This is a genomic window from Bradyrhizobium sp. Pha-3, from assembly GCF_042258615.1.
In the GTDB taxonomy this organism is placed as follows: domain Bacteria; phylum Pseudomonadota; class Alphaproteobacteria; order Rhizobiales; family Xanthobacteraceae; genus Bradyrhizobium.
Genome location: NZ_CP170152.1, coordinates 4,611,128 through 4,637,837, shown reverse-complemented (window position 1 = coordinate 4,637,837; position 26,710 = coordinate 4,611,128). Strand labels below are relative to the sequence as shown.

The following is a 26,710-nucleotide window of genomic DNA, read 5'->3' as shown; positions in this document are numbered from 1 at the left end:
AATGCTGAAAAGTAATCCGGGACTTGGGTACCAATTACGAACAAATTGCTGCATTCCGCGCACCCTGTCCTTTGGGACAATGGCCTCAAGACCAATAGAGCCTGGTCGGGCCCCGTCGTAGTCATTGCACGCGGCCAAGGATTTTCAAGCCGCAAAGTCTCAGTAAGAGAGTTGGTCCATGTTCGCTCGCGTCAACGTCAGACCGGCCAATGTACCGAGCATCCTCGGTGGGCTGACCGCCCAGCACGCCAACTTCATCACCAGCGAATTCCACTACAGAAGGGGTGCCGAGATCTACGGCGAGAAGGAGCCCGCGGAGTACGTCTACCAGGTCGTTTCAGGGGCTGTCCGCAGCTACAAGCTCCTCTCCGACGGACGACGTCAGATCGGTGCTTTTCACCTCGTCGGGGACATTTTCGGCCTTGAGAATGCCGAAACGCATCGCTTCACGGCCGAAGCTATCGTCGACACGAACGTGCGCCTGATCAAGCGGATGAGCCTCGAACGGGGGGCCCATTCCGATTCCACCCTAGCTCGCAATTTGCTGATCATGACCACCAGCAACCTGCAGCATGCCGAAGATCACATGCTGCTGCTCGGCCGCAAGACCGCGTTGGAACGCGTGGCGGCGTTCTTGCTCGAAATGGATCGCCGGCTGACGGGGGTCAGCGTCGTCGCCCTGCCGATGTGCCGGCGCGATATCGCCGACTATCTCGGGCTGACCCTCGAGACCGTATCGCGAGTCCTATCCAAGCTGCACGCCTACGGAGCCCTCAACTTCCTCGGTTCGAACCAGCGCGAAATCATGCTGGTTGACCGCGACCAACTCTCCAGGCTCGACAACTGACCGGGACATTACGAGGATTTCGTGAGTGTCCCCTGGCGTTCGATGGTCTTTTGCAGCACCTCGAACAGGACCGCAGTCGACCAGCCGAACATCAGTATGCCGTTCATGGCAGCCATCGGGCCAACCAGCAGCCACTGCTTGACCGGAACGACGTCGCCATAGCCGAGCGTGGTGTAGTTCACAAAGGCGAAATAGAGCAGATTGGCGGCCGCTGGCGCCGCACCGATAGCAAGATAGGCCAGTGACCATACGAATATCTCCATCATGTGAGCCACCATCAGGATCAGCGCGGTCGCAACCATCACGCCGCTGAGCTGCAGCTCAAACCGGCCAGTAGCGCTCAGGGCGACGTTCCGTACCAGTCCGATCACCAGGACGGTGAACAATGAATGGAGCACGATATTGATCGCGCTGACCGCCGATCCGACGACGAGTTGAAACAGCATCATCGTTCACCCGTCAGCCGGGCACGGTCGTCCCGGATCCACGCCGTGACCAGCTCCCAGGCGACCGCGAGAATGATCGGGCCGATGAACAGGCCTACGATGCCGTGCGCAAGCGTGCCGCCGATCACGCCGACGAAGATGACAAGGGCCGGCGTGGTCAGTCCCCGCCCCATGACCAGCGGCTTCAGCACATTGTCGAGAACGCCGACGACCAGGAAGAACAACGTCAGGGCGAGCGCCGTCGTGAAGTCTTTGGCCGACCAGAGCCAGATGACGACGGGGAACAGCACGATCGCCGCCCCGATCTGCACGATCGCCAACAACATCACGACGAACGCCAGCAGGCCCGCACTCGGAATCCCGGCGAGCTTGAAGCCAATTCCGGCGAGTAGCGATTGCAGGACGGCGACGCCGATAACGCCCTGGGAGACCGCCCGAATGGTCGCGCCGGCCAGGTCAAGGAAGTGCTCGCTCTGCTCCGGCACGATGCGGGACAGGAAGCCCCTGCATGCCGCGGCAAGCTGCCGGCCGTGGGGAAACAGGAACCCCGCCAGCACGACCGCCAGCAAAAACTTCAGCATCCCGACGCCGGCATCGCTCGCAAACGCTAACAATATCCCGGCCAGCGGCTTCAGGTGCGGCACGACCTCGCGCAGCACGGCGCGCAGATTGGTCGACGCCCGATCCCAGAGGTCATAGAGCGGGCCGCCGATCAGCGGCCAATCCTTGATCTCCGGCATCGGCGACGGCACCACAACGTTACCGGCGCTCAATTGTCCGGCGAGCTCCCTCACCCCCTCCACCGCCCCGATCCCGAGCCAGGTCGCCGGTCCGATGACGACGGCCAACGCGATCAGGGTCAGGACCAGGGCGGCGATGCCCGCATGGCCCCCGAGCGTGCCTGTAAGCCAGTTGAAGACCGGATAGAGCGCGACCGCGAGCACGACGCTCCAGGCCAGGATCGGAACGAACGGGCGGACCAGGACGAACGACCAGTAGATCAGCAACGCCAGCAATCCGAGGCGAATTGCGAGCTGGATGAATTCGTCTCCGGCCACGAGCTGGCGAAGGGTTTTCAAGAACGTGCTTTCGATTGAGCATCAGCAGGCACACGGGAAGCGGTGCCATCGCCTTGGCATGCACTGCTTGATCCAGATCAAGCGTCATGCGTTCGCCCCTCGCAACGAGACGGCCCCGATTCGGGGGTAGGAATCGGGGCCGCTCCAACGTCGTCGGGATGCGATCACGGTCGGGATCACGACCACGATCGCGCCCCGATTAGGCGGCGGACTGCCGCCTCCGGCAATTGTCCCAAGGTGCAGGATCAATCGTCTGCCCTGCCGAGCAGTCACCATGGTCACTTTGATTCAAATCAAGCCTCGGCCGGCGCCGCCTGACAGGCTCGCTGCGTGCGATCTGCAAGTTGGCCGTCGTCGCATCACGACCGCCTGCATCACCCGGGTATGAGGACGTCATGAAGAACATCAAAACCTTGCTGGCCTTGATCCTGCTTGCGAGCGGGATCGGCGTCGGCGCGGGCGAGGCAGCCCCGCTGCCGACCAACATCGCTGCCATGAAAGGCGCGATCGACAACAGCGCCGTCCAGATCCGTTGGGGCGGCTGGGGCGGTGGCTGGGGCTACCGCGGTTGGAGAGGAGGCTACGGCGGCTGGGGCTATCGTGGATGGGGTTATCGAGGATGGGGCGGCGCCGCAGCCGGCGCGATCGTTGGCGGAGCCATCGCCAGCTCAGCCTATGGCGGATATCCCTATTACGGCGGCGGATATGGCTACGGCGGTTACGGCTATTGCCCGCCTGGCGGAGGTTACGGCTATTACAGCCAGCCGCGCTATTACTACGGATGGTAGGTCGGTTGTGGGGCGCCACGCCGGCCTTTGCTGATATCAGCGGAGACCCAACAACGATCGCCGATAGCCGCTGTCGCGGGCTTCGTTCCTGCACACGAAACTGCCGTCGAAGCCCCTGGCATAGCGGCTCTGCCCCTTGAGAAAATAGCGTCCGCGGCGGAGATCGAGCCAGACCACCGTATCCCCCGGACAATGCCGCTGAGCCAGGGCCTCGTAACGGAAAGGGGTCAGCGGCAGCGCGACCGTCTGTTGTGCACAGCAGAACAAGAAGATCGTGACGCAGGCCCCGACAGCGAACCTACCCGCCAGGCGGTCTCGACGTTGCGACCAAGCTAAAATACCTGCTGATCTCAATGGCACTGGCTGAACAACGCGAGCCCGTGGCGATATTGCCACATGATCGTCGGCAGCCATGCGGTCAAGACCGGGCTCGTGGCGATTGCAGGCGCCGATCTCGTCACCGACATCAACTCGCTCGACTTCCGGTAACCGCGTGCTCAGGGCGACAGCAATCCGAATGCAAACGCCATGGTCGACACGGCGCCAGCCGTCACAACGATCATCCTGAACGCAAAATCGCCGTCGATGGCCTCAAGCCAATGATTCAACCAGCGGCGGCCGCGAGCCGGCGGGCGTACACGAACGATTCGACTCAATGTGTCGCTGCCGTTCCTCATGATCGTCATCCTAGATCACGGGGAAACCGTCTGACCAGTGCAGCTTGTGCCACACGATCGAACACACTTGCGACAACCCTGCTAACCCAATCGGACTATAAGAGTAGACCGGTTGACGACGCGACACCCGGATGACGGATGACCGGGCGGTGTTATCCGCGGCCAGCTGTCGCGCCGGAAATCAACGGGGGCTCTCCGACCCATGGAATTTAAGTTCGTCAGCGCCTTGCGCCTCCGCCCTTCCCCGTCGCAGCTTCATAGGCATCGCGATAGCCCCTGGCGATGGTCCGGACGCCTCGTCCGATGTCGTCGTAGACATCGTCAGGGAGGTTCGCGAGCGATACCCGAAGCGACCATTCCGGAGCATCGAAGCCACCTCCGTTCAACAGCACGATCCCGTGGGCCTCGGCCAGCCTGAACGCGAGATCCAAGGGGTGGACATTCTTCTTCAGGTGTTCGACGGCATCGTCGCCGATGTTCTTGCGAGCCCAGAACTCGAAATCGACCAGGGCGTAGTACGCATCGTAGTTCGGATTTGGGGTCAGCTTGTCCGCAAGCCCGAGCCCGTCGAGCAGCGACCACAGGCGCTTGTTGACGATTTCCATGCAGGCGGCCTGGTAGGCCTTCTTCACATCCATCATCTCCGCGAGCGAGAACAGGCTCATCATCACCTGCTGCGGCAACGACAGTCCCGCGGTGTGATTGAGCGCCACGTCGCGGCTGTCGGCCACGATGCGATCGATCAGCTTGAGCTTACGCGGTTCGAGCGTGAGCGGTCCGTAACGCTTGTCGAGCGCCTTCACGGCTTCGTCCGGGAGCTTGGCGATCTTCTTGTCGAAGATATTGTCTTCGTGGATCGCGATGGCCCCGAGCCGCCATCCCGTGCAGCCGAAATACTTCGAATAGGAGTAGACGCCGATGGTGTTGTGCGGCAGCTCGCCGAGCAACGAACGGAAGTTGTGCACGAAGGTTCCGTAGACGTCGTCGGTGAGGATCATCAGGTCGGGGCGCTTGGTCTTGACCAGATTGGCCAACTTGGCGACCGTCTCCTTGCTCAACGCCATCCCCGGAGGATTGGACGGATTGACGACGAAGAAGGCCTTAACTTTCGGATCCTCCAGCTTCTTGATTTCCTCGTCGGTGAACTGGAATTTGTTTTCCTGCGGAGCCCTGATCTGAACGACCTTCAGATCGTAGTCCTCCAGGTGCGTCATCTCGATGTAGGGCGTGAAAATCGGCGTCGCCAGCGCAATCGTATCACCGGGCACCAGCAGCCGATTGGCCTTCAGCGACTTGAAGAGGTAGCACATCGCCGCCGTGCCGCCCTCGACCGCATAGATGTCGAACTTGCCGGCCGGCCGGGGCTCGCCGCAGACGGCCCACATCAGGTACTCGTGCACGATCTTTTCGTTATGCACCAGCATGCGGTCCGGCACCGGATAATTGTCGCCAATGATCGAATCGACCAGTTCGTGGACGAAGGCGTCGGGATCGAAGCCGAATTTCTTCACCGCAAAAGGCAGCATCTCGGTCAGGAAGCTCGCGCCGGGCATGTCTTTGTGCTGTTTGAGCCAGGCCTCGAACCGTCCGGCAATGCCCTTTGCCTGAGGCATGCCGCCGATCCCCGCCGGATGCTCCACCACCCGCTTGCTCTCGGTGATGGCGAACTGTCCCAGCAGGAAGAAGCCTTCGCGCGGCGTCGTGGCCACCCAGTTCGGATTGCCCCGCCCGGCATTCAGGAAGGCCATTTGACTCTGCTTCGAAGCGCTCTTCGCGAGGTTGATCAGTTCGTCCTTGATCTCGAAGGGGCTCAACGCCTCGAATTTCTTTAAGGTCAGAAGATCGGCCATTTGACACTCCCGGGACGATGCAAGGTGTTGGAATGGAGGCGGACAGGCTCCTCGCCTGCGCAATCGCGCTCAGCATGATCGCCGGCAGGTGACGAGCCTTGATCTATGTCAACGGTCTCGCGCAAGCGACGCTACCGCAGCGACGGATGGCCGCGTCACGATGCAATCGTACGAACCAAACGTGTGGTGTCGGCAAGATGATGAAATCGCGAGGCTCTCGCAGGTGCGGTTGACATAGATCAACATCCCTCCTGCCGACCGGCGCCTGATGTCGATCGATACAGTTGCTCGCCCTTTTCGGCCCCCTGCACGACATCGAAGCGGGCGCATGCCGAAGCCCCGGGACAGCATGAACGGGTGACATCATGATCGATTGGTTCTTCCAGACGCTCCGCACCTATCCCGAAATCGCGATCTTCCTCTCGCTGGCCCTCGGCTATTATTTCGGGTCCTTCACCTACAAGGGTCTCGGTCTCGGCGCGGTCACCGCGACGCTGGTTGCCGCGGTCATCATCGGCCAGATCGGCATCACCATTTCAGGTCCGCTCAAGCCGTTTTTCTTTCTGATGTTCCTGTTCGCGATCGGTTACGGCGTCGGACCGCAATTCGTGCGCGGCATCGCGCAGGACGGCGTTCCGCAGGCCATCTTCGCCGCAGTGGTGTGTGTGTTCTGTCTGCTCTCGGCGTATTTCGGCGCGAAGATCGCCGGCTACGACGTCGGATCGGCCATCGGGCTCTATGCCGGCTCGCAGACGATCTCTGCGTCGATGGGGCTCGCGACCGACGCCATCAATCGCCTCGGTCTGCCCGCAGACGAAGCCAAGAAACTGCTCGATGCGATGCCGGTCGCCTATGCCGTGACCTATATTTTTGGCACGGTTGGGTCGGCGATCGTCCTCGCCCTGCTAGGCCCTGCGCTGCTCGGTATCGATCTCGAGGCCGCTTGCAAGAAATATGAGGAGGAGCATGGCGGCAAAAAGGAGCTGGGTGGCCCCGGGACGGCCTGGCACCAGTTCGATTTGCGCGCCTACCGCGTTCGCGAGCGTGGGCCTGTCGTCGGTAAGACGGTCGAGCAGGCCGAGTCACTGATTCCCGATCATCGCGTCTTCGTCCTGCGGCTTCGGCAAAGTGGAAAGATCGTGGAGGCAACTTCCGACACGGTGATTCACGCCGGCGATGTCGTCGCCGTCGCCGGCCGCCGCGATGTGCTCGTGCAGCTGATCGGCGAGCAGGCGGAGGAAGTCGACGATCGCGAGCTGCTGGCGGTACCGATCGAGGGCGTCGACGTCTACGTGACCAGCAAGGACGTCGATGGCAAGACGCTGGAGCAACTGGCGAAGGAACCGGGCGCGCGCGGCGTATTCCTGCGCAGGATCGTTCGGGGCGCGATCGCGACCGAGATACCGATCCTGCCGAACACGAAGATCAACCGGGGCGACATCGTCACCCTGGTCGGCCGCACGCCCGATGTCGCTGTCACCACAAAGATGCTGGGCCGGCCGGATCGCGCAACCGACGTTGCCGACGTCGCCTTCATCGGCGCAGCGATTGCGATCGGCGCTCTTCTCGGCGCCTTCGTCTACAAGATCGGAAGCGTGCCGCTCACCTTGTCGACCTCCGGCGGCGCGCTGATCTCCGGTCTGTTTTTCGGCTGGCTGCGATCGGTGCACCCGACTTTCGGCCGCATCCCGTCACCCACCGTGTGGTTCATGAACTCGGTCGGCCTGAACGTGTTCATTGCCGTGGTCGGTATCTCCTCGGGACCGGGATTTGTCGCAGGTCTTCAGAAACTCGGCTTCAGCCTGTTCCTCTGGGGCGTCGTCGTGACCACGGTGCCGCTGATCCTGGCGATGTTCGTCGGCAAATACCTGTTCCGCTTCCACGACGCGATCCTGCTCGGATGCTGCTCCGGCGCGCGCACGACCACCGCCTCGCTGGGCATGATCAATGATCGCGCGAAAAGCCAGATTCCCGGCCTTGGCTACACCGTCACCTACGCGGTCGGAAACACGCTGCTGACGATCTGGGGCATGGTGCTGGTGATGATGATGACATAGCCGCGGCGAGCGACGATGTTGATCTGGCTGCAGCAGTTTCTCGTCCGCTATCCGGAGCTCGCACTGTTCCTGGTGATCGCGGCGGGCTACTGGATCGGCAGCTTCAGGATCGGCGCTTTCAGCCTTGGCCCGGTGACGGGCGCGCTCTTCGCCGGCCTCGCGGTCGGCGATTTCGCGCACGTGCCCGTGTCCAGCATGACCAAATCGTTCCTGTTCCTGCTGTTCCTGTTCGGGGTGGGCTATTCGGTCGGTCCGCAATTCGTGCTGGCGATGAAGCGCGACGGGCTGAAGCCGGTGCTGATGGCCGTTGTCGTCAGTCTGACCGGTCTTGCGGCGGCGATCGCCGTGGCACGCGTGCTGCGACTCGACCCCGGCTTTGCGGCCGGACTGCTGTCTGGTGCGCTCAGCCAGAGCGCAGCAATGGGTACGGCGACCGACGCAGTCAATTCGCTACCCGTGTCCGAAGCGCAGCGTGCGCTGTTCGTCTCGCACATCGCGGTGGCCGATGCGGTCTGCTACATCTTCGGCTATGCCGGCGTGATCACATTCTGCACGATGGTCGTTCCGGCGCTGCTTAAATTCGACCTGAAGACGGAAGCGCTCAAGCTGGAACAGGCCTTGGGCATCACGCGCACCAAGCCCGGCCTAGCGTCCGCCTGGCGCAAGTTCGAAATGCGTGCCTACCGGCTGGATGATCATGCGGCGATCGTCGGATTGACGGTTGCGGCCGCCGAGGCGCGGGTGCCCGAGCAGCGCGTGTTCATCCACCGCATCCGCCGCGGAGAGCGCATCCTCGAGGCGGAGCCTGGAACCATACTGGCGGCCGGCGACGTTGTCGCGCTGTCCGCTCCGCGCCAAACCGTCGTGGAGCTGATCGGACCGCGCGGCCAGGAGGTGGAAGACCGGGAGCTGCTCGATATCCCGCTGGTCGCGGCCGACGTGTTCCTGATCGACCCGAGGCTCGCGGGCAGCAGTCTCCAACAGGCGTCGGAGCAGAGCTGGGCACGCGGCCTCTATCTGCGCTCGGTGAGCCGGGGTGGCGAGGCACTTCCCATTGCCGCCGGCGTCGTCCTGCAGCGCGGCGATCTGCTTCGCATCGTGGGTCCTGAAGCGGTGGTGCAGAATGCGGCCAAGAGCATCGGCGTCATCGTCGCGCCGAGCACCAGCATCGATTTCGTCGTGCTGGGGCTCGCGATTTTCCTCGGCGGCCTCGTCGGCGTTCTCGTGAGCTTTTCCGTTGGCGGCATCACGATCTCGCTGAGCACCAGCGTCGGCACCCTGCTCGCCGGACTTCTGGTCGGCTATCTCCGCACCCGTCTGCCGTATTTCGGCCGGATCCCCGATGGCGCGATCAGCCTGATGACGTCGCTCGGACTGGCGGCCTTTGTCGGCCTCACCGGAATTCATGCCGGACCGATCTTCCTTTCCGCCATACGGGAGTCGGGCATCGGCCTGCTTCTGGGCGGCATGATCGTCACCCTGTTGCCGCAGATCGTCGGCTTCTGCTTCGGCCACTTCGTGCTGCGCATGAATCCCATCCTCCTGCTCGGTGCATTGACCGGTGCACAGACGGTCACGGCAGCGATGGCTGCCATTCAGGAACGCTCGGGCAGCTCCGTGGTGGTGCTCGGCTATACGCCCGCCTATCCGATCTCGAACATTCTGCTGACGACCTGGGGATCGATCATGGTGGTCGTCATCGGCGGATGAGCCGACGCGCACAGGTCGCCGTCGCGATGGCGCTGTATCAGCTTCGGGGAGACAGCGCCTATTCGCAGGCGTTGCCGCATGCGTCGTCACGCCGAAACGGGCGGCGATTTCCTCCGCGCCGACCCCGCGTTCGACCGCCAGCTTCTTGAACGCCTCGAACTGGTCGGCGTATCGCCGCCTAGCTTTTCTTTCCGCCGCTACCCGCCGACGCAGGACCTTCCTCTTTCGACACGCTGTTCGAAGCTCCCGTGTCACAAGTCGACGCGCCTTTCATGGCTTGCGCCGTTGAGGTGCGGATGATGCGATCGAAGGGATTGCGCACGATGACCTTGAGCGCCGCAAGATCGTCCTTGTTCAAATAAGACATCTTTCCCGGTGGGGTCGTCACCATCTTGCCGATCGCCGAGGGAGAAATCCCGTTCTTGGCCATCAATCGCGCCAGCCTAATCGTGTCGCGAATGGTCCCGTTATCTTCGTTACCGTGCACATTGGAGACGGAATGAACGCCAATCCTGGCGGCCGGCGACACGTAGCGCTTCGTGCTTGTCAGAAAAATGAATGCGCAGGCTGAGTCGCATTCTCCGGAGACGTAGGTTGTGAGCTGCAGTCGATGGGCAAGCATGGCAATCCGGAAGCCCTCATCGAGAGAGCCGCCGCCTGAGTCGAGATCGACACCACGCACGCGCCTCTCCGCGCCCACCGACCCACGAAAACGGGCAAAATCGCCAGGCCCGATGTCGCCGCTCAGCTTTAGGACATCTCCTGTGCAATTGGGCACACGCACGATGTCCATCGCGAGACAGCTGGTTGACAGCAGCAGCATCGCGGCGCTCAGTCCGGTCTTGGCCGCCTCCCCGATCCGAGCCATGCCAATCCAACAGCTATCCGGGCCAGGCACATCTCACCCCGATCGACGTTAAGCCATAGCGCAGCATGATCGGAGGAACGGCCGTGACGCTTGACATAGGTCAACCGCGACCACGGCCCCGAACCCGGATTGATCGACGGGAGATCAGATAGTCAACCCGCCGCCGGGGCCCGATGGCGATCGCCGTCGCATCGTCCCCGGTCCGGTCGTCGGCGGGATGATCAGCGGAAAGAAAGCCATCCTCTGCGCGGTCTCAAAGCCGACCGTCGACGTCGCGTGAGTCCCGATTGCGGTGGGCGCCGCATGAAGCATCGACCATCCGGTCGCAGCAACCACGGGGCCCCAGCGATCCGTAGCGCCGGCATGGTGATGCCAGAAGATCCGTCATGCCGCTGTGACCACCGCCGGTTCAATTGACTGCAGGAGATGACCACCTGGGTTCGGTCGAAACACACGACACCAAACTAGTTGAGCCCTCTTGATCCAAGTCAACCACGGGGCTCATCGGTAGTGGGCAAACCATTGCGATCCTCGCATCGCAACAGGAGCACGCTGATGTGGATACTGATGTACGTGTTCTCCTATTCGGTCAGCCCAGCCGCTACGATCGACAAGGCGGAATGGAGGCTGCTCCCAACCGTGGTGTTCCAGGAATTCACGAGCGAAGAGCGATGCAGGGCGGCCAAGGCCACACTCGAAGGCAGCCTGAAAGAGGCGGGAGCCAAGCTCAGAAGCGGCCTTGAAGACCTGAAAAGCGTCGGCAAGGCCGACCCGGCGCAGATCATCATTGCTTACAATGTAGAATGCCTTCCGAAATAGCGTTTCCCCCCATCGGAGAAACCCATGCTCGATCGCCGAGCTTTGGCGGCAGGACCGTCGACAAGGCGCTGCGCGTGATTGATATGTACCCTGCGCGCCGTGGCGTGCTGGCGGCGAACGCGATCGAGAAGCTTGAGAATTATCGCGACAAGGCAAGCCGGGAAGGGAAAGAGGCCGCCAACTGAGGCGGCCTTATTGTATGCCGGTGAGCATCACCGTGGCGAACAGCAGCATAATGGCAAAACACCGTACTTTCCCGGAATCCTAAAAACTTGTTGAAAACTCTAACGTAGGTCTTGCCGATGCTCGATTTTCATCCCGAACCGATTTTCGAAACTAAACCGGCAACGGGGCCGCGCGTGGGCGGCCCCTTTCGATTCACGGAGTGAAGCGATAGCCGCCCAATTGAGGCGCGGCCAGAAAGGCTCAACATGCAGCCGAAGATCAAAGAGCGTATCTGCCCGGCCTGCAATGGAACGGGCGTCCAGCCGATTGCGCAGGCGGTCCAGCCGGGTCACAGAATCTATCCGGTCAAATGCGCGGCCTGCGAAGGTAAAGGCAAGATCAGGGACAATGCCAACTGAGGCGACCTCTATGCGAGAACGATCGCGATGATGGCCGCGACGCTGAGAGCTATCACGGCATAGCCTATCAACTGATAGGTCCAGAATTGTCGGCCCGATGGATCCATTTGCTGCAACCGTCCACGAGACGGCCTCAGAGCGGTACATCCCGAGGCTGGGAAGTGTCATTGTATCGAAACATTTCTTGCTGACAGCATCCTTACGCCGCGCTCCGTGTTCACGCACGGAGAACCCCGGTAACTCCTCTGCGCTGTGGATTGAGAACAGTTGGCCGGACCATAGGTATTGCTACGGGCAGAACATTGGATTGCCGACTCAGCTGTCCAACCGAGAACATCGGCCAAGTCTTGGTTCCAGCCCGCTTCATTCGAAACAGGCCACTCCCAAAATCAAATTAGGCCACTAGAGAATAAAACAGGCCAGCACCAGACGGCCCATGAGAACGGACTACGAAATCAGAACGCTGCGCGAACGAAATTGACAACGAAATGGCAACGGGCGGTTCAGCGGCAACCGCCCGACCCGATCCGGTATTGAATGAATAGAGAAAAATGGTCGGAGCGAGAGGATTTGAACCTCCGACCCCTAGTCTCCCAGACTAGTGCGCTAACCGGGCTGCGCCACGCTCCGATGCCGTTCCATTAGCTGCGATCCTGCGTTCGCGCAAGGCGGACCAAGCGCTTAAAGGCTGCAATCCGGGGCCCGGTTCCCCACCGCAGCTTCCTTGGCTCAGCCGTCCTTCATTGCCGCGTCGATCAGCTGCCGGCAGGCGACCAGCTCCTGCAGCGCGCGTTCGAGCCGCTCCCGGTCCACCGACGGGACGGAGGGACGCACCGGCGGCGCGGCCGGCGCCTTGCCGGGGTGGGCGTGCGCCTTGTAGGTCGACAGGATCGGGTCCTCGTCGGGATCGACGAATCGGTAGTCGATGCCCTTCTCGTCGCCGTCGCCCTCCTCGCCGTCGAAATCGAGGCCGTCATTGCCCTCGAGATCGTCGGGCTCGGCCATGCTGTTGCCGACCGCCTCCTCGACCGCGCCGAACGAGACGGCAGCGGTCTGGTCGGCGATGCCCTGCACCGACTTGATGCCATGCTCTTTCAGGATCCGCTGCACGCCCCGGATGGTGTAGCCCTCGCCGTAGAGCAGCCGGCGGATGCCCTTGAGCAGGTCGACGTCGTCGGGGCGATAGTAGCGGCGTCCGCCGCTGCGCTTCATCGGCTTGATCTGCGCGAAGCGCGTTTCCCAGAATCTCAGCACATGCTGGGGAATATCGAGCTCATCTGCGACTTCGCTGATGGTACGGAACGCATCCGGCGCCTTGTCCAAATGCCCGCTCCTCTGGCTTCAATGCCTGGAGCCGTTTCCGTTCCGATTGAATCGGAACGGGGCTCCGGTTTCTGGTTTCGGCGCGTTTTCTTCACGCGAACCGGGTATCCACTTCGCTTGAAAACGCTCTAGTCGGCCTTGCTGCCGTCGCCATTGGTGACGACGTGGCCATTGATCCGCTGCTTCAGGATCGCCGACGGCTTGAACACCATCACACGCCGCGGCGAGATCGGCACCTCGGTGCCGGTCTTTGGATTGCGGCCGATACGCTGGCCCTTCTTGCGCACCATGAAGGAGCCGAATGAGGACAGCTTCACCGTCTCGCCCTTTTCCAGGCAATCGGTGATCTCCTTCAGCACCAACTCGACAAACGCCGACGATTCCGTGCGCGACAGACCTACCTTTTGGTAGACCGCCTCGCACAAATCGACGCGCGTCACTGTTTTTCCGGTTCCCGTGGTCATCGCCTGCCCCGCACTCTCGGCGAACAATTTCTTGACTGAAATTAAAAGCTTAGCGCGCAATGGTCAACAGCGACCAGCGTCCGGGCGCTGGAAAGATGCCGGCAACCTGCCGATACTCTTTGGCGATGCGCTACCAGCGCACGAGCGCCGAGCCCCACGTGAAGCCGCCGCCCATCGCCTCGAACAGCACCAGATCGCCCTTCTTGACGCGCCCGTCCCTCACGGCGACCGACAGCGCGAGCGGAATCGAGGCCGCCGAGGTGTTGCCGTGCTTGTCGACTGTCAAGACCACCTTCTGCGGCGCAATATGCAGCTTGTGGGCCGAGGCATCGATGATTCGCTTGTTGGCCTGATGCGGAATGAACCAGGTGATGTCGTCGGCGGTGAAGCCGGTGGCGTTGAACGCATCGACGATCACATCGGTGATCATGCCGACGGCGTGCTTGAATACCTCGCGGCCTTCCATCCGGAGATGGCCGACCGTCTTGGTCGAGCCCGGACCGCCATCGACAAACAGCTTCGACTTGTGGCGTCCGTCCGAGCGCAGATGCGTCGTCAGCACGCCGGGATCGTCCGTCGTGCCGGAATGCTGCTGCGCCTCCAGCACGACCGCGCCGGCGCCATCGCCGAACAGCACGCAGGTGCCGCGGTCGTTCCAGTCGAGGATGCGCGAGAAGGTTTCGGCGCCGATCACCAGCGCCCGCTTGTGGGCGCCGGCGCGCAGGAAATTGTCCGCGGTGGTCAGCGCAAAGACGAAGCCGGAGCACACCGCCTGCAGATCAAACGCAACGCCGTGGTTGATGCCGAGCCCGTGCTGGACCGCGACCGCGGTCGCCGGAAACGTGTTGTCGGGGGTCGAGGTCGCCAGCACGATCAGGTCGATCGACTGGGCGTCGATCTTGGCATCGGCGAGCGCGGCGCGTGCGGCATTGATGGCGAGATGCGAGGTGAACTCGTCATCGGCCGCGATGTGCCGCTCGCTGATGCCGGTGCGCTGCACGATCCAGTCGTCCGACGTGTCGATCCGGCTCGCCAGTTCGGCATTGGTCAAAACCCGCTCCGGCAAATATGAGCCGCAGCCGAGCACTACCGAACGTATCGCAGTCACGAGACAGCCTCCTGCGCGGTCTGCGCCTTTACCAGGGCGCCGCCGTCGCGGTTGAGCATCTGATTGATCTTGGTGAGGAGATCGTAGTGGGCCATCTCATAGCCAACATCCACCGCATAGGCAAAGCCTTCCGCGTTGATGCCGCCATGGCTCTTGACCACCACGCCGTTCAGGCCGAGCAGCAGGCCGCCGTTCGACTTGTTGGGATCGAGCTTGTCGCGCAGCTTCTGGAACGCGCCGCGGGCAAATAGATAGCCGATCCTCGCCAGCCAGCTGGACGACATCGCCTCGCGCAAGAGCGTGAACATCTGGCGCGCGGTTCCCTCGGCGGCCTTGAGCGCGATATTACCGCTGAAGCCTTCCGACACGATCACGTCGGCGAGCCCCTTGCCGATCGCATCGCCCTCGACAAAGCCGATATAGTTGAACTGGGGCGCGTTCATCGCGCGCAGCATCTCGGCGGCCTCGCGGATTTCCCCGTGCCCCTTGATCTCCTCGGAGCCGATATTGAGCAGGCCGACGGTCGGCCGTTCGAGATTGAACAGCACGCTCGCCATGGCACTGCCCATCACCGCGAGCGTTGCCAGATGGCGGGCGTCGCCGCCGATCGAGGCTCCGAGATCGAGCACCACCGAATCGCCTCGCAGCGTCGGCCACGCCGCAGCGAGCGCCGGGCGGTCGACGCCCGGCAACGTCCGCAGATTGATACTGCCCATCGCCATCAGTGCGCCTGAGTTGCCGGCGGAGACCGCAACGTCGGCCTCGCCGTGCTTCACCGCATCGATCGCCAGCCACATCGACGACGCCCTGCGGGTTCGCCGCAGCGCCTGGCTCGGCTTCTCGTCATTCTTCACCGCGACGTCGGTATGTATCACCTTCGATACCGCCTTCAGCGCAGGATGTTTCGCAAGCTCCGGCTCGATCTGGGCGCGGTCTCCGACCAGCAGGAATTCGCTGTCGGGATGACGACTCAACGAGATCGCGGCGCCGGGAATGACCACCGATGCGCCGACATCGCCCCCCATGGCGTCAAGCGCGATTCGAACCTTATGAGGCATGAACGTCCCGGAAGCCTGCTCTCCCACAGCCCTTCAGATGAAGACCGCGAGCTTGAAGTCACCGCCGTCAACGGCGCGCGGCGAAACGCCGGGCCGCGACAATAGCGTGTCCGCGGTCCGACACAACCTCTTGACCACAAACAACCGAGGCGCCGAACCGTCACGCAATACATCAAGACTTACCAGAAATACATGATATTTCAAACTATTATAACAAATACTTGAAGTAACCGGGAACACCCCTCGCGCAGGCCTGCAGGCAAGCCATCCCCTCAAATGTTGGCGCTGGCCGCCCTCAAGTTCCGTCAGCTTCCCTCAACTCCCCTTCGGCTTCTTGCCGCCGGGCTCTTCCTTCAGCGCCTTCAGCGCGGCGAAGGGATGATTTTCCGGATCAGGCGCTTCAACCTCTTGTTCAAAGACCGCATCCGCCTTGCGCGGATACGGGTCGATGCCGAGAAACAGCGCATCGGTGGCGAGCCGGCCGATGTCGATGAAGCCGCCGACGATCGGCTCCGGCGGATCCGGGGTCTCCTCGTCGCCTTCCTCGGCGTCGTCGACGAGGTCGGCCATTTCCGGGATCTGCTCGGGCGGCGCGAACACCACGTCGATCGGCTCAATGATCTCGTTCTCGATCGGATCGAGCGTCACCACACAGGTCTGGCCGATCCGAGCCCAAACCCTGCCGGTGACGTGGCAGCTGCCGTCGCGCTTGGGCTGCAGATCGAACTCGGCATGCGCGGAGGCGACCTCGCGCAACTCGGCGACCTCGGCGATCGCCTTGCGCGTCGCCTCGTCGGCCACGATCTCGCGATGCAGCCCGGTATCCGGGATCTGCGCGACGTTGATGAGAACGCGCCAAGGATCCCGCGCGGCATCGGGCCGTCCTGTGCTGCCGCCGCTCATGCCGTGGTCCTCGCAGCTTGCGGCGCCGGGAAGCGCCATGCCCCCTCGGTCAGCGCCGCGAGGTCGGCGCGAGCCAACACCGCCATCGCCTCTCTGGCATAGACGGCCAGTTCGCGGGCCTTGTCGATGTTCTGACCATTGAGGATGTTCTTGCAGAACGACTGGCACAGGGCCTCGTCGCTGTCGGCCAGCGCCAGGTCGTAGGCCGCGGTGCGGCCGTAAAAGGCCTCGCCGAACGCCTGCATCCGCTTCGGCACCGTCAGGTCGCCGACCCCCATTTCCCTGAGATTGTCGTCCATGTCGATGCAGAAATGATCGAACAGGGCCTGCGACAACTCCACGCCGCCTTCTGCGGATTTCAATCGCCGCAGCACCAGCCACAGATGCATCAGAAGCAGGTCAAAACGGCCATTAACCGTGTCCGGAACGCCCAAGTCACGGTAAAACAACGGTTCTCGCGCCTGCGTCACGATCATGCCATAGATGGTCTCAATGGTGCTGCGCGCGGGCACCCGGGGTCTTCTGAAGTGATTGAACGGCCAAAGCATGACGGGTTCCGGCTGCCGGCCCCCCAAAGGACACCTGTTGAAGGTTCGCCCATTGGAGCTCGGCATGATTGCAATCCATTAAGCTGCCCGGTACGTCAATGCTCCGGCCGATGCAAGGGGACGGATCAGTTCCGCCGATGAACCACACTCTTCCAAGACAGTCTCGCACGGCTTCCGCGCGCGGGTTCCTCACGCGCTTCCGCGCCATTGCGGTCGTCGGTCTGTTCTGCGCCGCCGCGCTCGGCGGCTGCGCCGGCGAGCAATTCCAGAAGGGCTACATCCTGCCCGACGGAGCACTCGAGCAGATTCCGATCGGCGCGAGCCAGGATCAGGTCCTGATCGTGCTCGGCACCCCCTCGACGGTCGCAACGCTGGACGGCGAGGTGTTCTATTACATCTCGCAGCGGACCTCGCGCCCTGTCGCCTTCATGAATCAGCGTGTGGTCGACCAGCGTGTCATCGCGGTCTATTTCGACAAAAACCGCCAGGTGCGCCGGCTCGCCAATTACGGCCTGAAGGACGGCAAGATCTTCGACTTCGTCAGCCGCACCACGCCGACGTCGGGCCAGGAAATGTCGTACCTGACACCGCTCTTCAAGCTGCTGAGCTTCAACTAGAGCTTAAGCCAAGCTGCGCCAAGTTGCCGCGCTTGCCCTACGGGCAAGCGGTCCCCTACGCTTGCTCGCAAACAAGAAAGTCCGAGCAGGGGGTAAGCGCGTGAGAGCCAAAAGATTTTCCCGTCGTACGGTATTGTCGGGCGCGGCCGCATTTTCGGCGGCGTCGATCTTGCCGCGCGCCTGTCTCGGTGCCGGCGACTGGCGGCCGACCGAAACCGTTCGGATCATCGTGCCGGCAGCGGCTGGCGGCTCGACCGACGTGATGGGGCGGCTGCTGGCGGCGCATTTGCAGCCGCTCTGGGGCCAGTCGGTCGTGGTGGAGAATCGCTCCGGCGCCGGCGGCACCATCGGCACCGCGGAGGTCGCCCGCAGCAAGGGCGACGGCCACACCATCCTGATCGGCAATCCCGGCCCGAACGCGATCGCCTTCAGCATCTTCCGGAACCTGACCTACAAGGCCGACCAGTTGCAGACGGTCTCCAACATGATCCGGATCCCGAACATCGTCTCGGCGCATCCATCGACCGGCATCAAGTCGATCCCCGAACTGATCGCGTACCTCAAGAAGAACCCCGACAAGCTCACCTACGGCTCGTCCGGCACCGGGCAGAGCCCTCACCTCACCGGCGCCTGGTTCCTGCAACTCACCGGTCTGAAGATGACGCATGTGCCGTTCCGTGGCGCGGGCCCTGCGCTGCAGGCCGGTCTCGCCGGCGACATCCAGATCCTGTTCGACAATCTCTATCCGTCGCTGCCGCAAGTGCTGGACGGCAAGCTCAACGGGCTCTGCGTCACCACGACCGAGCGCAGCGACTCTGCGCCCGATCTGCCTGTGATGCGCGAGGGTGCGCCGGAGCTCGCCAAATTCGACGTCGCCTCCTGGTTCGGTGTGTTCCTGCCGAAGACTGCGCCCGCGCCCGTGGTCGACGAGCTGAATCGTCAGATCAAGGCGATGCTGGAGCGCGACGACGTCAAAAAGAACATCGCCGGCATGGGCGCCCGCGCCGACTACGGCACGCCGCAGCAATTCTCTGATTTCGTCGATGCCGAGACGAAGAAATTCGCCGCCATCATCGAAAAGGAAGGGCTCCAGATGGAGGTCAAGTGACGGCGCAGCCGTCACTCGCAATCTTCCCGGAGCACGGTGCGGCTGATGCTACGATGACTTGTTGATCTTCTTGATCTTGGCGTCGGTTGCTTCCATCGACATCGCCAGTTCCAGGATCGCCTGCGACAACAGCTCGATGGCCTCCTTCTGATCCTGCGACTTGGAGGCACGGAGCGCAAAGTTCCGGGCGGATGAGAGCGACATCGATTGATCTCCGTGTTGTTCGCGTCTGGTTGTCGGCGGATGGCGTTGGCGGAAAGCCGATCAATCCGGCAGTACACCGAACCAAGTCCACGCAAAACAAAAACCCCGCGGCTTGCACCGCGGGGTTTTGCATTCAATCTTGTCGTACCGCTCAGTGCGCCAGGATCGCCAGCAGCAGCAGCGCCACGATGTTGGTGATCTTGATCATCGGGTTGACCGCCGGGCCCGCCGTATCCTTGTAGGGATCGCCGACGGTGTCGCCGGTCACCGCGGACTTGTGGGCGTCAGAGCCCTTGCCGCCGTAGTGGCCGTCCTCGATGTACTTCTTGGCGTTGTCCCACGCGCCGCCGCCCGAGGTCATCGAGATCGCGACGAACAGGCCGGTGACGATGACGCCGAGCAACATGGCGCCGACCGCGGAGAACGCCGCCGACTTGCCGGCCGCGCCACCGCCCGCGATCGCATAGATCAGGAAGTAGACGACGATCGGCGACAGCACCGGCAGCAGCGACGGGATGATCATTTCCTTGATCGCCGCACGGGTCAGCAGGTCGACCGCCTTGCCGTAGTCCGGCTTGTCGGTGCCCTGCATGATGCCCGGCTTCTCGCGGAACTGACGGCGCACCTCCTCGACGATAGCACCCGCAGCGCGTCCGACTGCGGTCATGCCCATCGCACCGAACAAATACGGCAGCAGGCCGCCGAACAGCAGGCCCACCACCACGTACGGGTTGTTGAGCGAGAAGTCCGGGTTGACGCCCTTGAAGTAGAGGTGGTTGGCGGAGTCAGCGATGAAGAATTTGAGGTCCTCATTATAGGCCGCAAACAGCACCAGCGCGCCGAGACCGGCGGAGCCGATCGCGTAGCCCTTGGTCACCGCCTTGGTGGTGTTGCCGACCGCATCGAGCGCGTCGGTCGACTTGCGCACTTCCTTGGGCAGACCCGCCATCTCGGCGATGCCGCCGGCGTTGTCCGTGACCGGGCCGAAGGCGTCGAGCGCGACGATCATGCCGGCCAGCGCCAGCATGGTGGCGGTCGCGATCGCGATGCCGAACAGGCCGGCCAGGCTGTAGGTGACCAGGATGCCGGCGATGATGACGAGCGCGGGCAGCGCGGTCGCCTCCATCGAGACGGCGAGGCCCTGGATCACGTTGGTGCCGTGACCGGTGACGGACGCCGCCGCGATCGACTTCACCGGGCGGTAGTCGGTGCCGGTGTAGTACTCGGTGATCCAGATGATCAGGCCGGTGACGACGAGACCGACCACGCCGCACTCGAACAGCGCCATGCCGGTGAATCCGACGCCATCGAGCTTGCCGAAGCCGATCAGCCAGTTGATCACGGCCGCGACGCCGACCAGCGACAGGATGCCGGTGGCGATCAGGCCCTTGTACAGGGCACCCATGATCGACTGGCTGGCGCCGAGCTTGACGAAGAAGGTGCCGATGATCGAGGTGATGATGCAGATGCCGCCGATCGCGAGCGGCAGCGTCATCATGTTCACCAGGATCGGCGTCTTGGCGAAGAAGATCGCCGCGAGCACCATGGTGGCGACCGCGGTCACCGCATAGGTCTCGAACAGGTCGGCCGCCATGCCGGCGCAGTCGCCGACATTGTCGCCGACATTGTCGGCGATGGTGGCCGGGTTGCGCGGATCGTCCTCGGGGATGCCGGCCTCGACCTTGCCGACGAGGTCGCCGCCGACGTCAGCACCCTTGGTGAAGATGCCGCCGCCGAGACGGGCGAAGATCGAGATCAGCGAGGCGCCGAAGCCGAGCGCCACCATGGCGTCGACCACGGTGCGGCTGCCGGCTTCCAGCCCCATGAACTTGACCAGCACCATGAAGTAGATGGTGACGCCGAGCAGCGCGAGACCGGCAACCAGCATGCCGGTGATCGCGCCCGCCTTGAAGGCGAGTTCGAGGCCGCCGGCGAGCGAAGTGGTCGCCGCCTGCGCGGTGCGGACGTTGGCGCGCACCGAGACGTTCATGCCGATAAAGCCGGCCGCGCCCGACAGGATGGCGCCGATCGCAAAGCCGATCGCCACCAGAAGGCCAAGGAAGTAGGCCAGCACCACGAAGATCACGATACCGACCATGCCGATCGTCGTGTACTGCCGCCGCAGATAGGCTTGTGCGCCCTCGCGCACCGCGCCCGCGATTTCCTGCATGCGGGCAGTGCCCGCATCCGCGTTCAAGACCGACTGCGTCGCCCAGATCGCGTAGACGATGGAAAGCGCCCCGCAGAGCACAATCAACCATAAAGCTGTCATTGAATGTTGCCTCAGATCCTTGATGTAACCCCCGCGCCTTCATTGTGCCGCTAGGGGGCGGCAGGCGCTTATTTTGCGAGGACAATCCTCCCCAAAAACGGATTGCCTCAAATCGGGCGCGACCTTGCCAAAATCGTTACCGCTGTGCAACGCCACCTACGGCCGAAAACGCCGATATCGGCAGCAATTTAGAAGGAAAGTCGGCGCGTTTCGGCCGAACGTTCTAGAAATGGCTGTAGGACAGGCGCTTCAGCGCCAGTTCCCTGCCCTGTCCGTCGAGAAAGCTTGGCGGTGACAGGCCTGCAATGAGGCCACCGATGGCGGTGACAGCGACCTTGGCCTGCCGTGCCTCGCGCAGAAAGGCGTCCGCGCGATCGCCCGGCACCGCGCACAACAGCTCGTAGTCGTCGCCGCCGGCGACAAGGGTCTCGATACCGATCGCCTTGCGCGCGAGCAGCCCCGCGGCCGCAGGCGACAACGGGATGCTCGGCACGTTGATCACGGCCGTCACACGGCTGGCTGCGCAAAGCTTGGTCAGATCGCCGGCGAGACCGTCGGACACGTCCATCGCCGCGCTCGCGTAGCTGCGGACGGCCTTGGCAAGGGCGTTGCGCGGCTGCGGAACGCGGTAGCGGCCGGCAAGATAATCCCGGCCGGCGGCATCGTCCGCCAGTGCCGCCGCGACCGAACCAGCCTGGAGCACATCGAGCCCGAGCGCGGCATCCCCGATCGTACCTGTCACGAACACGCGGTCGCCGGCCTTTGCGCCTGCGCGGTGCACCATCTTGCCCTGAGGCAGCCGCCCGAACGCGGTGATCGAGATCATCAGCGGGCCCGGCGTCGAGACCGTGTCGCCGCCGAGCAGCGGGCAGCCGTAATGGCTGGCGTCGTCACCGAGCGCTGCGGCAAACGGCTTGAGCCAGGCCTCTTCGGCGCCGCGCAGCGCCAGCGTCAGCACGAAACCGGCCGGCGCAGCCCCCTTGGCTGCGATGTCGGACAGGTTCACCCGCAGCGCCTTGCGCGCCAGCGTATCGGGCGGATCGTCGCTGAGGAAATGCACACCCTCGACGATGGCATCGGTGGTGACCACGATGTCCTCGCCGGCGGCCCTCAGTGCGGCAGCATCGTCGTCGAGGCCGAATGCGCCCGGGTCGGTCGCCAGCGGCTTGAAGTAGCGCGCGATCAGGGAGTCTTCGCCGGAAACCTGTTTGTCGCTCTGCGCCACGATAGCCGACCCGTCATCCTGAGGTGCGAGCGGAGCGAGCCTCGAAGGATGCACGCCCCGCTCCCACCAAGCCACGCCGCCACCCTTCGAGGCCTCCGCTTCGCTCCGGCACCTCAGGCGTGAGCGCTTTGCGCTCATCGCCGGGGTGACGGCTACGGAGGGAGGCGTCGCGTCAACTAGCTCCGCACAAACTCGTCGCCGCGGAACTGGCGTGCGATCTGGTCGAGCACCGCATTGACCATGCCGGTCTCGTCCTTCTCGACAAAGGCGTGCGCGACATCGACATATTCGGAAACCACGACGCGGCCCGGCACGTCCCGGCGATGCTCGAGCTCGTAGGACCCTGCCCGCAGCACCGCGCGCAGGATCGCGTCGATCCGCTTCAGCGGCCAGCCCTTGGACAGCGCCTCGTCGATCAGCGGATCGAGCTTGGCCTGGTCGCGCACCACGCCGGAGACGACGTCGCGGAAGAACGCCGCTTCCGCCGGCAGGTATTTCTCGCCCTCGACCTCGTTGCCGAGCCAGTGGCTCTCGAACTCGGCGAAGATGTCGTTGATACCCGCGCCGCCAATGTCCATCTGGTACAGCGCCTGCACGGCCGCGAGCCGTGCCGCGCCGCGCCGGTTGGCTTTCCTGTCGGGGGCTTTCGCGGGCTTCTTGTTGTCAGCCATGGTCAGGCCTTTGCCAGGCGGCGTTTGATCCGCAGCATCGCGATCGCCGCGCGCGCGGCGTCGCCGCCCTTGTTGAGTTCGCTGGCACGCGCCCGCGCCCAGGCCTGCGCCTCGGTGTTGACGGTGAGAATGCCGTTGCCGAGCGGGAATTTCCGGCTCACGGCCAGATCCATCAATCCGCGCGAGGATTCCTGTGAGACGATCTCGAAATGGATGGTGTCGCCGCGCACCACGCAGCCGAGCGCGATCGCCGCGTCATAGGGCTTGCCGTTCGCCGCCGCGGCGTCGATCGCGATCGCGATCGCGGCTGGAATCTCCAGCGCGCCCGGCACCGTGATCACGTCGTGGCTGGCGCCCGCCGTCTTCAGCTCGGCGAGCGCGCCTTCCAGCAGCGCGTCCTGGATGTCGTCATAAAACCGGGCCTCGACGATCAGCACGCGTGCGCCTGTGATGTCGGTCTGGTCCTTCAGGGGTGCGCGCCGCGCGTCAGCCATTGCAATACCAATCGGAACTTGGGGAGGAGTTGTGCAGCGTTTTAGGCGCAGCAGGCGGTAAAGCCAAGGGCAATACTGGCCCGGATGTCACCACGATCGGCCTGATTTTTCAGGTCGGCTTCGCCCGCAGTGCATAGGCCATCCGGCTGGAATCACCCCAGGTCGACAGCCAGATCAGCGCGTCGGTAACGACCCCAATGCCTCGGCGCAGACTCCGCAGCAGGCGGCCGGGCGAAGGCAGTTGTTCTTCCGCATGACGCAGATGCGCCAGTTCCTCCTCCCGGATCGACATGATGATCCGGTACAGCTCGTGATCGCGGTCCGAGAGGAAATGCAGCTGATCGTCGAGATGGCGGTGGACGGCCGCCTCGACCGCGGCGGTGCAGGCCCATATTCCCTGTCTGCCAAGACAGGCGGTGAAAAATCCAAGCAACCAGCCGCCATAGCTCCAGAGCTGCATCACCCGGCAGGGCCGCGCCTGTCGCGACGGCATCGCCGCGCGGAAGATCGCACAGTGATTGCGTTCATGCTTGAGCATATGGGCGAGCGCCGGAATACAATCCGGCCAGAACCATCCCGAAACCAGCAGCTGTGCCGAGTAGATCCTGATGGCGCCGAACTCGCCGGCGTGATTGACCTTGACGATGCGGGCGACTGTCAGGGCGTCGCGCGGCGCAAGCGGAAGGCGATCAATCGATCCGGCCGCTTGACCGCTCATTCAATGCCTCGGCTATTTCATCTCCGACAGCCGCGCCGCGTAGCGGGCCATCAGATCGACCTCGATATTGACCTCGCTGCCGGTCTTCCACCCGCTCAGGGTCGTGACGGACAGCGTGTGCGGGATGATCAGCACCGAGAAGCTGACATCGTCGACCGTATTCACGGTCAGCGACACGCCGTCCAGCGTGATGGATCCCTTCGCCGCGATGAAACGCGCCAGCTCGCGGCTGGTTCGAAGCTCGAAGCGCGCCATGTCGGGCAGATCGTCACGCTTGACGATGGTCGCGATGCCGTCGGCATGCCCGGCCACGATGTGACCGCCGAGTTCGTCGCCGATCTTGAGCGCGCGCTCGAGGTTGAGCCGGCCCCCTTGCGCCCAGTGCTTGGCGGTGGTCATGCCGAGCGTCTCGGCCGCGGCATCGACATCGAACCAGGTCTTGCCGTCAGCGATGCCGGAGGCGACCACGGTGAGGCAGACGCCGTTGCAGGCGATCGAGGCGCCGTCGGCGATCGTGGTCTGGTCGTAGTCGCAGGCAATCCGTATCCGGTGCAGCTGTCCCTGCGCCACGGGCTTCAGGTTGGTGATCTCGCCGATATCGGTGACAATTCCGGTAAACATTACGCACGCTCGTAGATAGTGAGACTGTCGTTATCGAGGGTTTCGCTAGCACGAAGGCGGAGGGCGGGCGACTGCGTGATTGCGTCGAGCGGCATTGCGTCCAGCGCGGGAACGCCGTCGGCACCGATCGGTTCAGGCCCGCGCAACAGCCAGATTTCATCGACGAGGCCGGCTGCCACGAAAGAATTTGCCACGCGCGACCCGCCCTCGACCATCAGTCGCGTGATGCCCTTCTCCGCCAGCGCGTGCAATACCACCGGCAGATCGAGCCCCGGCTGTGCGACGGACGCAACGCGGATCACTTCCGCCCCGGCAGCACCGAGCTTCATCGCGGCCGGCGCCTCGGCAAGATCCGACGTCATCACCCAGAGCGGCGTCTCGCGTGCGGAATGCACGAGACGGCTGTCGCCTGAGATGCGTAGCGCGCGATCGAGCACGACACGTACCGGCGAGCGCGCCGCCATGCCGGGCAACCGGCAGGACAAGAGCGGATCGTCGGCCCTGACCGTGCCGATGCCGACGAGGATCGCGTCGCTCTGCGCGCGCAACAGATGCACGCGTCTCTGCGCGGCCTCGCCGGTGATCGCAACTGGCTTGTGGCCGCTGGCTGCGATCTTGTCGTCGGCGGACACCGCGAGCTTGAGGATCACATGCGGGCGCTGGTCCGTGATGCGGCGGAAATGCCCGGCATGGTCGCGCGCGGCCTCGGCCGCACACAGTCCGACATCGACCGCGATCCCTGCAGCGCGCAGTTTCGCATGCCCCTTCCCGCCGACGTCCGGATTGGGGTCCTCAATGGCCGAAACCACGCGGGCGAGCCCGGCCGCAACGACGGCATCCGCGCAAGGCGGCGAGCGGCCGAAATGCGAGCAGGGTTCGAGCGTGACATAGAGCGTGGCGCCGCGCGCGGCGCTACCTGCCCGCCTCAGCGCCTCGACCTCGGCATGCGGGCGGCCGCCTGCTTGCGTCCAGCCGCGGCCGACGATCACGCCATCCTTGACGATGACGGCGCCGACCGCCGGATTCGGCCAGGTGCGCCCGAGCCCACGGCGGCCGAGCGCGAGCGCGAGCTGCATGAAGCGCAGATCGGCAGCCTTTGCCGCTTCCTTCGTCTCTTTGGCTTTCTGCCCGAGCTGCTCTTCCAGAATGCGGAAGATCATTTTCGCAACGTCGCGATCCGCGGGTCCTCTTCGCCGGTCAACTCGTCGAGCACGGCCTCGAAGTCCTTGGCCTCGCGGAAGTTGCGATAGACCGAGGCGAAGCGCACATAGGCGACGTCGTCGAGCTGGCGCAGATGTTCCATCACGATCTCGCCGATCGCCTCCGAGGAGACCTCCGCCTCGCCGCCGCTTTCGAGCTCACGCACGATGGTGGACACCATCTTCTCCACCCGCTCCGATTCAACCGGGCGCTTGCGCAATGAGATCTGCAGCGAGCGCACCAGCTTGTCGCGGTCGAACGGCACGCGCCGGCCGTTGCGCTTGATGACGGTGAGCTCACGCAGCTGCACCCGTTCGAAGGTCGTGAAGCGGAAGTTGCAGGCCATGCAGACGCGCCGCCTGCGGATCACGGCGGAGTCTTCGGTCGGACGCGAATCCTTGACCTGCGTATCGAGAGAATTGCAGCTCGGACAACGCATCCGACGGGACCT

30 protein-coding genes and 1 tRNA gene are annotated in these 26,710 nt (G+C 63.5%); 9 read left to right on the top strand and 22 right to left on the bottom strand.

Translation table 11 applies throughout. The features are described from left to right. The first annotated feature begins 178 nt into the window (after window positions 1-178). The gene (locus tag ACE10Z_RS22070; protein ID WP_375789757.1) at window positions 179-847 is read left to right on the top strand and encodes a helix-turn-helix domain-containing protein; all 669 of its coding nucleotides are present in this window, start codon (window positions 179-181) and stop codon (window positions 845-847) included. Window positions 848-855: 8 nt separating this feature from the next. Here the strand turns inward: ACE10Z_RS22070 and ACE10Z_RS22065 are convergent, their stop codons facing one another. Together ACE10Z_RS22065 and ACE10Z_RS22060 are read right to left on the bottom strand one after the other, a co-directional pair. Then, complete coding sequence (locus ACE10Z_RS22065; RefSeq protein WP_375789756.1) at window positions 856-1,293, bottom strand: ion channel; 438 nt, start codon at window positions 1,291-1,293, stop codon at window positions 856-858. Further along, window positions 1,293-2,372: an AI-2E family transporter gene (locus ACE10Z_RS22060; RefSeq protein WP_375789755.1), complete on the bottom strand. Its 1,080-nt coding sequence runs from the start codon at window positions 2,370-2,372 to the stop codon at window positions 1,293-1,295. The genes ACE10Z_RS22065 and ACE10Z_RS22060 overlap by 1 nt, the downstream gene beginning before the upstream one ends. 395 nt (window positions 2,373-2,767) lie before the next feature. On the opposite strand from ACE10Z_RS22060, the gene ACE10Z_RS22055 reads away from it, so the two are divergent. Continuing rightward, window positions 2,768-3,160, top strand: coding sequence for a hypothetical protein (locus ACE10Z_RS22055; protein ID WP_375789754.1), 393 nt, complete (start codon window positions 2,768-2,770; stop codon window positions 3,158-3,160). A gap of 36 nt (window positions 3,161-3,196) precedes the next feature. On the opposite strand, the gene ACE10Z_RS22050 is transcribed toward ACE10Z_RS22055, so the two are convergent. The 3 genes from ACE10Z_RS22050 to aspD form a co-directional block, all read right to left on the bottom strand. Continuing rightward, entirely contained in the window at window positions 3,197-3,514 is a 318-nt protein-coding gene (locus ACE10Z_RS22050; protein WP_375789753.1) for a hypothetical protein, read from the bottom strand. Window positions 3,515-3,657: 143 nt separating this feature from the next. Then, a complete protein-coding gene (locus ACE10Z_RS22045) occupies window positions 3,658-3,837 on the bottom strand; it encodes a hypothetical protein (RefSeq protein ID WP_375789752.1) in 180 nt (59 codons plus the stop codon). Between the two features lie 218 nt (window positions 3,838-4,055). After that, a complete protein-coding gene (gene aspD, locus ACE10Z_RS22040) occupies window positions 4,056-5,687 on the bottom strand; it encodes an aspartate 4-decarboxylase (RefSeq protein WP_375789751.1) in 1,632 nt (543 codons plus the stop codon). Window positions 5,688-6,052: 365 nt separating this feature from the next. Between aspD and aspT (ACE10Z_RS22035) the strand changes: the two genes are divergently transcribed. Together aspT (ACE10Z_RS22035) and aspT (ACE10Z_RS22030) are read left to right on the top strand one after the other, a co-directional pair. After that, window positions 6,053-7,744: an aspartate-alanine antiporter gene (aspT, locus tag ACE10Z_RS22035; protein ID WP_375789750.1), complete on the top strand. Its 1,692-nt coding sequence runs from the start codon at window positions 6,053-6,055 to the stop codon at window positions 7,742-7,744. Window positions 7,745-7,759: 15 nt separating this feature from the next. Then, window positions 7,760-9,454, top strand: coding sequence for an aspartate-alanine antiporter (gene aspT, locus ACE10Z_RS22030; RefSeq protein ID WP_375789749.1), 1,695 nt, complete (start codon window positions 7,760-7,762; stop codon window positions 9,452-9,454). A 178-nt stretch (window positions 9,455-9,632) separates the two neighbouring features. Here aspT (ACE10Z_RS22030) and ACE10Z_RS22025 read toward each other — a convergent pair whose 3' ends face one another. Then, window positions 9,633-10,322, bottom strand: coding sequence for a hypothetical protein (locus ACE10Z_RS22025; protein WP_375789748.1), 690 nt, complete (start codon window positions 10,320-10,322; stop codon window positions 9,633-9,635). A 555-nt stretch (window positions 10,323-10,877) separates the two neighbouring features. Between ACE10Z_RS22025 and ACE10Z_RS22020 the strand changes: the two genes are divergently transcribed. From ACE10Z_RS22020 to ACE10Z_RS22010, 3 genes are all read left to right on the top strand, one after another. Next, entirely contained in the window at window positions 10,878-11,141 is a 264-nt protein-coding gene (locus ACE10Z_RS22020) for a hypothetical protein (protein WP_375789747.1), read from the top strand. Continuing rightward, window positions 11,126-11,326 carry a hypothetical protein gene (locus ACE10Z_RS22015; protein ID WP_375789746.1) on the top strand — a complete coding sequence of 67 codons (201 nt, stop codon included), beginning with the start codon at window positions 11,126-11,128 and terminating at the stop codon, window positions 11,324-11,326. Before ACE10Z_RS22020 ends, ACE10Z_RS22015 begins: the two co-directional genes overlap by 16 nt. Before the next feature lie 246 nt (window positions 11,327-11,572). Then, on the top strand, window positions 11,573-11,725 hold the full coding sequence (locus ACE10Z_RS22010) for a zinc finger domain-containing protein (RefSeq protein WP_375789745.1): 153 nt from the start codon (window positions 11,573-11,575) through the stop codon (window positions 11,723-11,725). Window positions 11,726-12,277: 552 nt separating this feature from the next. Here the strand turns inward: ACE10Z_RS22010 and ACE10Z_RS22005 are convergent. From ACE10Z_RS22005 to ACE10Z_RS21975, 7 genes are all read right to left on the bottom strand, one after another. Continuing rightward, a tRNA-Pro gene (locus ACE10Z_RS22005) sits at window positions 12,278-12,355 on the bottom strand. 99 nt (window positions 12,356-12,454) lie between these two features. Continuing rightward, window positions 12,455-13,048 carry a MerR family transcriptional regulator gene (locus ACE10Z_RS22000; RefSeq protein ID WP_375789744.1) on the bottom strand — a complete coding sequence of 198 codons (594 nt, stop codon included), beginning with the start codon at window positions 13,046-13,048 and terminating at the stop codon, window positions 12,455-12,457. Window positions 13,049-13,176: 128 nt separating this feature from the next. Next, a complete protein-coding gene (locus ACE10Z_RS21995) occupies window positions 13,177-13,512 on the bottom strand; it encodes an integration host factor subunit alpha (RefSeq protein ID WP_035631661.1) in 336 nt (111 codons plus the stop codon). Window positions 13,513-13,642: 130 nt separating this feature from the next. Next, complete coding sequence (locus ACE10Z_RS21990) at window positions 13,643-14,620, bottom strand: beta-ketoacyl-ACP synthase III (RefSeq protein WP_375789743.1); 978 nt, start codon at window positions 14,618-14,620, stop codon at window positions 13,643-13,645. Next, the gene (gene plsX, locus ACE10Z_RS21985) at window positions 14,617-15,678 is read right to left on the bottom strand and encodes a phosphate acyltransferase PlsX (RefSeq protein ID WP_092114721.1); all 1,062 of its coding nucleotides are present in this window, start codon (window positions 15,676-15,678) and stop codon (window positions 14,617-14,619) included. Before plsX ends, ACE10Z_RS21990 begins: the two co-directional genes overlap by 4 nt. A 315-nt stretch (window positions 15,679-15,993) precedes the next feature. Continuing rightward, entirely contained in the window at window positions 15,994-16,581 is a 588-nt protein-coding gene (locus tag ACE10Z_RS21980) for a DUF177 domain-containing protein (protein WP_375789894.1), read from the bottom strand. Then, on the bottom strand, window positions 16,578-17,129 hold the full coding sequence (locus ACE10Z_RS21975) for a ubiquinol-cytochrome C chaperone family protein (RefSeq protein ID WP_375789742.1): 552 nt from the start codon (window positions 17,127-17,129) through the stop codon (window positions 16,578-16,580). The genes ACE10Z_RS21980 and ACE10Z_RS21975 overlap by 4 nt, the downstream gene beginning before the upstream one ends. A 137-nt stretch (window positions 17,130-17,266) precedes the next feature. Here ACE10Z_RS21975 and ACE10Z_RS21970 point away from each other — a divergent pair, with 137 nt between their 5' ends. Both ACE10Z_RS21970 and ACE10Z_RS21965 read left to right on the top strand, forming a co-directional pair. Further along, entirely contained in the window at window positions 17,267-17,746 is a 480-nt protein-coding gene (locus ACE10Z_RS21970; protein ID WP_375789741.1) for an outer membrane protein assembly factor BamE, read from the top strand. Window positions 17,747-17,846: 100 nt separating this feature from the next. Continuing rightward, window positions 17,847-18,854, top strand: a complete 1,008-nt coding sequence (locus ACE10Z_RS21965) for a Bug family tripartite tricarboxylate transporter substrate binding protein (protein WP_375789740.1) — start codon at window positions 17,847-17,849, stop codon at window positions 18,852-18,854. 48 nt (window positions 18,855-18,902) lie between these two features. Here ACE10Z_RS21965 and ACE10Z_RS21960 read toward each other — a convergent pair whose 3' ends face one another. From ACE10Z_RS21960 to nrdR, 9 genes are all read right to left on the bottom strand, one after another. Further along, window positions 18,903-19,058, bottom strand: a complete 156-nt coding sequence (locus ACE10Z_RS21960; protein ID WP_375789739.1) for a hypothetical protein — start codon at window positions 19,056-19,058, stop codon at window positions 18,903-18,905. A 151-nt stretch (window positions 19,059-19,209) separates the two neighbouring features. Next, window positions 19,210-21,330: a sodium-translocating pyrophosphatase gene (locus ACE10Z_RS21955; RefSeq protein ID WP_375789738.1), complete on the bottom strand. Its 2,121-nt coding sequence runs from the start codon at window positions 21,328-21,330 to the stop codon at window positions 19,210-19,212. Window positions 21,331-21,553: 223 nt separating this feature from the next. Beyond that, the gene (thiL, locus tag ACE10Z_RS21950; protein ID WP_375789893.1) at window positions 21,554-22,555 is read right to left on the bottom strand and encodes a thiamine-phosphate kinase; all 1,002 of its coding nucleotides are present in this window, start codon (window positions 22,553-22,555) and stop codon (window positions 21,554-21,556) included. A 176-nt stretch (window positions 22,556-22,731) separates the two neighbouring features. Then, entirely contained in the window at window positions 22,732-23,226 is a 495-nt protein-coding gene (gene nusB, locus ACE10Z_RS21945; RefSeq protein ID WP_097673462.1) for a transcription antitermination factor NusB, read from the bottom strand. Between the two features lie 2 nt (window positions 23,227-23,228). Continuing rightward, a complete protein-coding gene (gene ribH, locus ACE10Z_RS21940; RefSeq protein ID WP_092114727.1) occupies window positions 23,229-23,720 on the bottom strand; it encodes a 6,7-dimethyl-8-ribityllumazine synthase in 492 nt (163 codons plus the stop codon). Window positions 23,721-23,829: 109 nt separating this feature from the next. Beyond that, window positions 23,830-24,438, bottom strand: coding sequence for a demethoxyubiquinone hydroxylase family protein (locus ACE10Z_RS21935; RefSeq protein WP_375789737.1), 609 nt, complete (start codon window positions 24,436-24,438; stop codon window positions 23,830-23,832). 12 nt (window positions 24,439-24,450) lie between these two features. Further along, complete coding sequence (locus ACE10Z_RS21930; protein WP_375789736.1) at window positions 24,451-25,059, bottom strand: riboflavin synthase; 609 nt, start codon at window positions 25,057-25,059, stop codon at window positions 24,451-24,453. Then, complete coding sequence (gene ribD, locus ACE10Z_RS21925) at window positions 25,059-26,219, bottom strand: bifunctional diaminohydroxyphosphoribosylaminopyrimidine deaminase/5-amino-6-(5-phosphoribosylamino)uracil reductase RibD (RefSeq protein WP_375789735.1); 1,161 nt, start codon at window positions 26,217-26,219, stop codon at window positions 25,059-25,061. Before ribD ends, ACE10Z_RS21930 begins: the two co-directional genes overlap by 1 nt. Continuing rightward, complete coding sequence (gene nrdR, locus ACE10Z_RS21920) at window positions 26,216-26,698, bottom strand: transcriptional regulator NrdR (RefSeq protein ID WP_050400938.1); 483 nt, start codon at window positions 26,696-26,698, stop codon at window positions 26,216-26,218. Before nrdR ends, ribD begins: the two co-directional genes overlap by 4 nt. Window positions 26,699-26,710 lie beyond the last annotated feature (12 nt).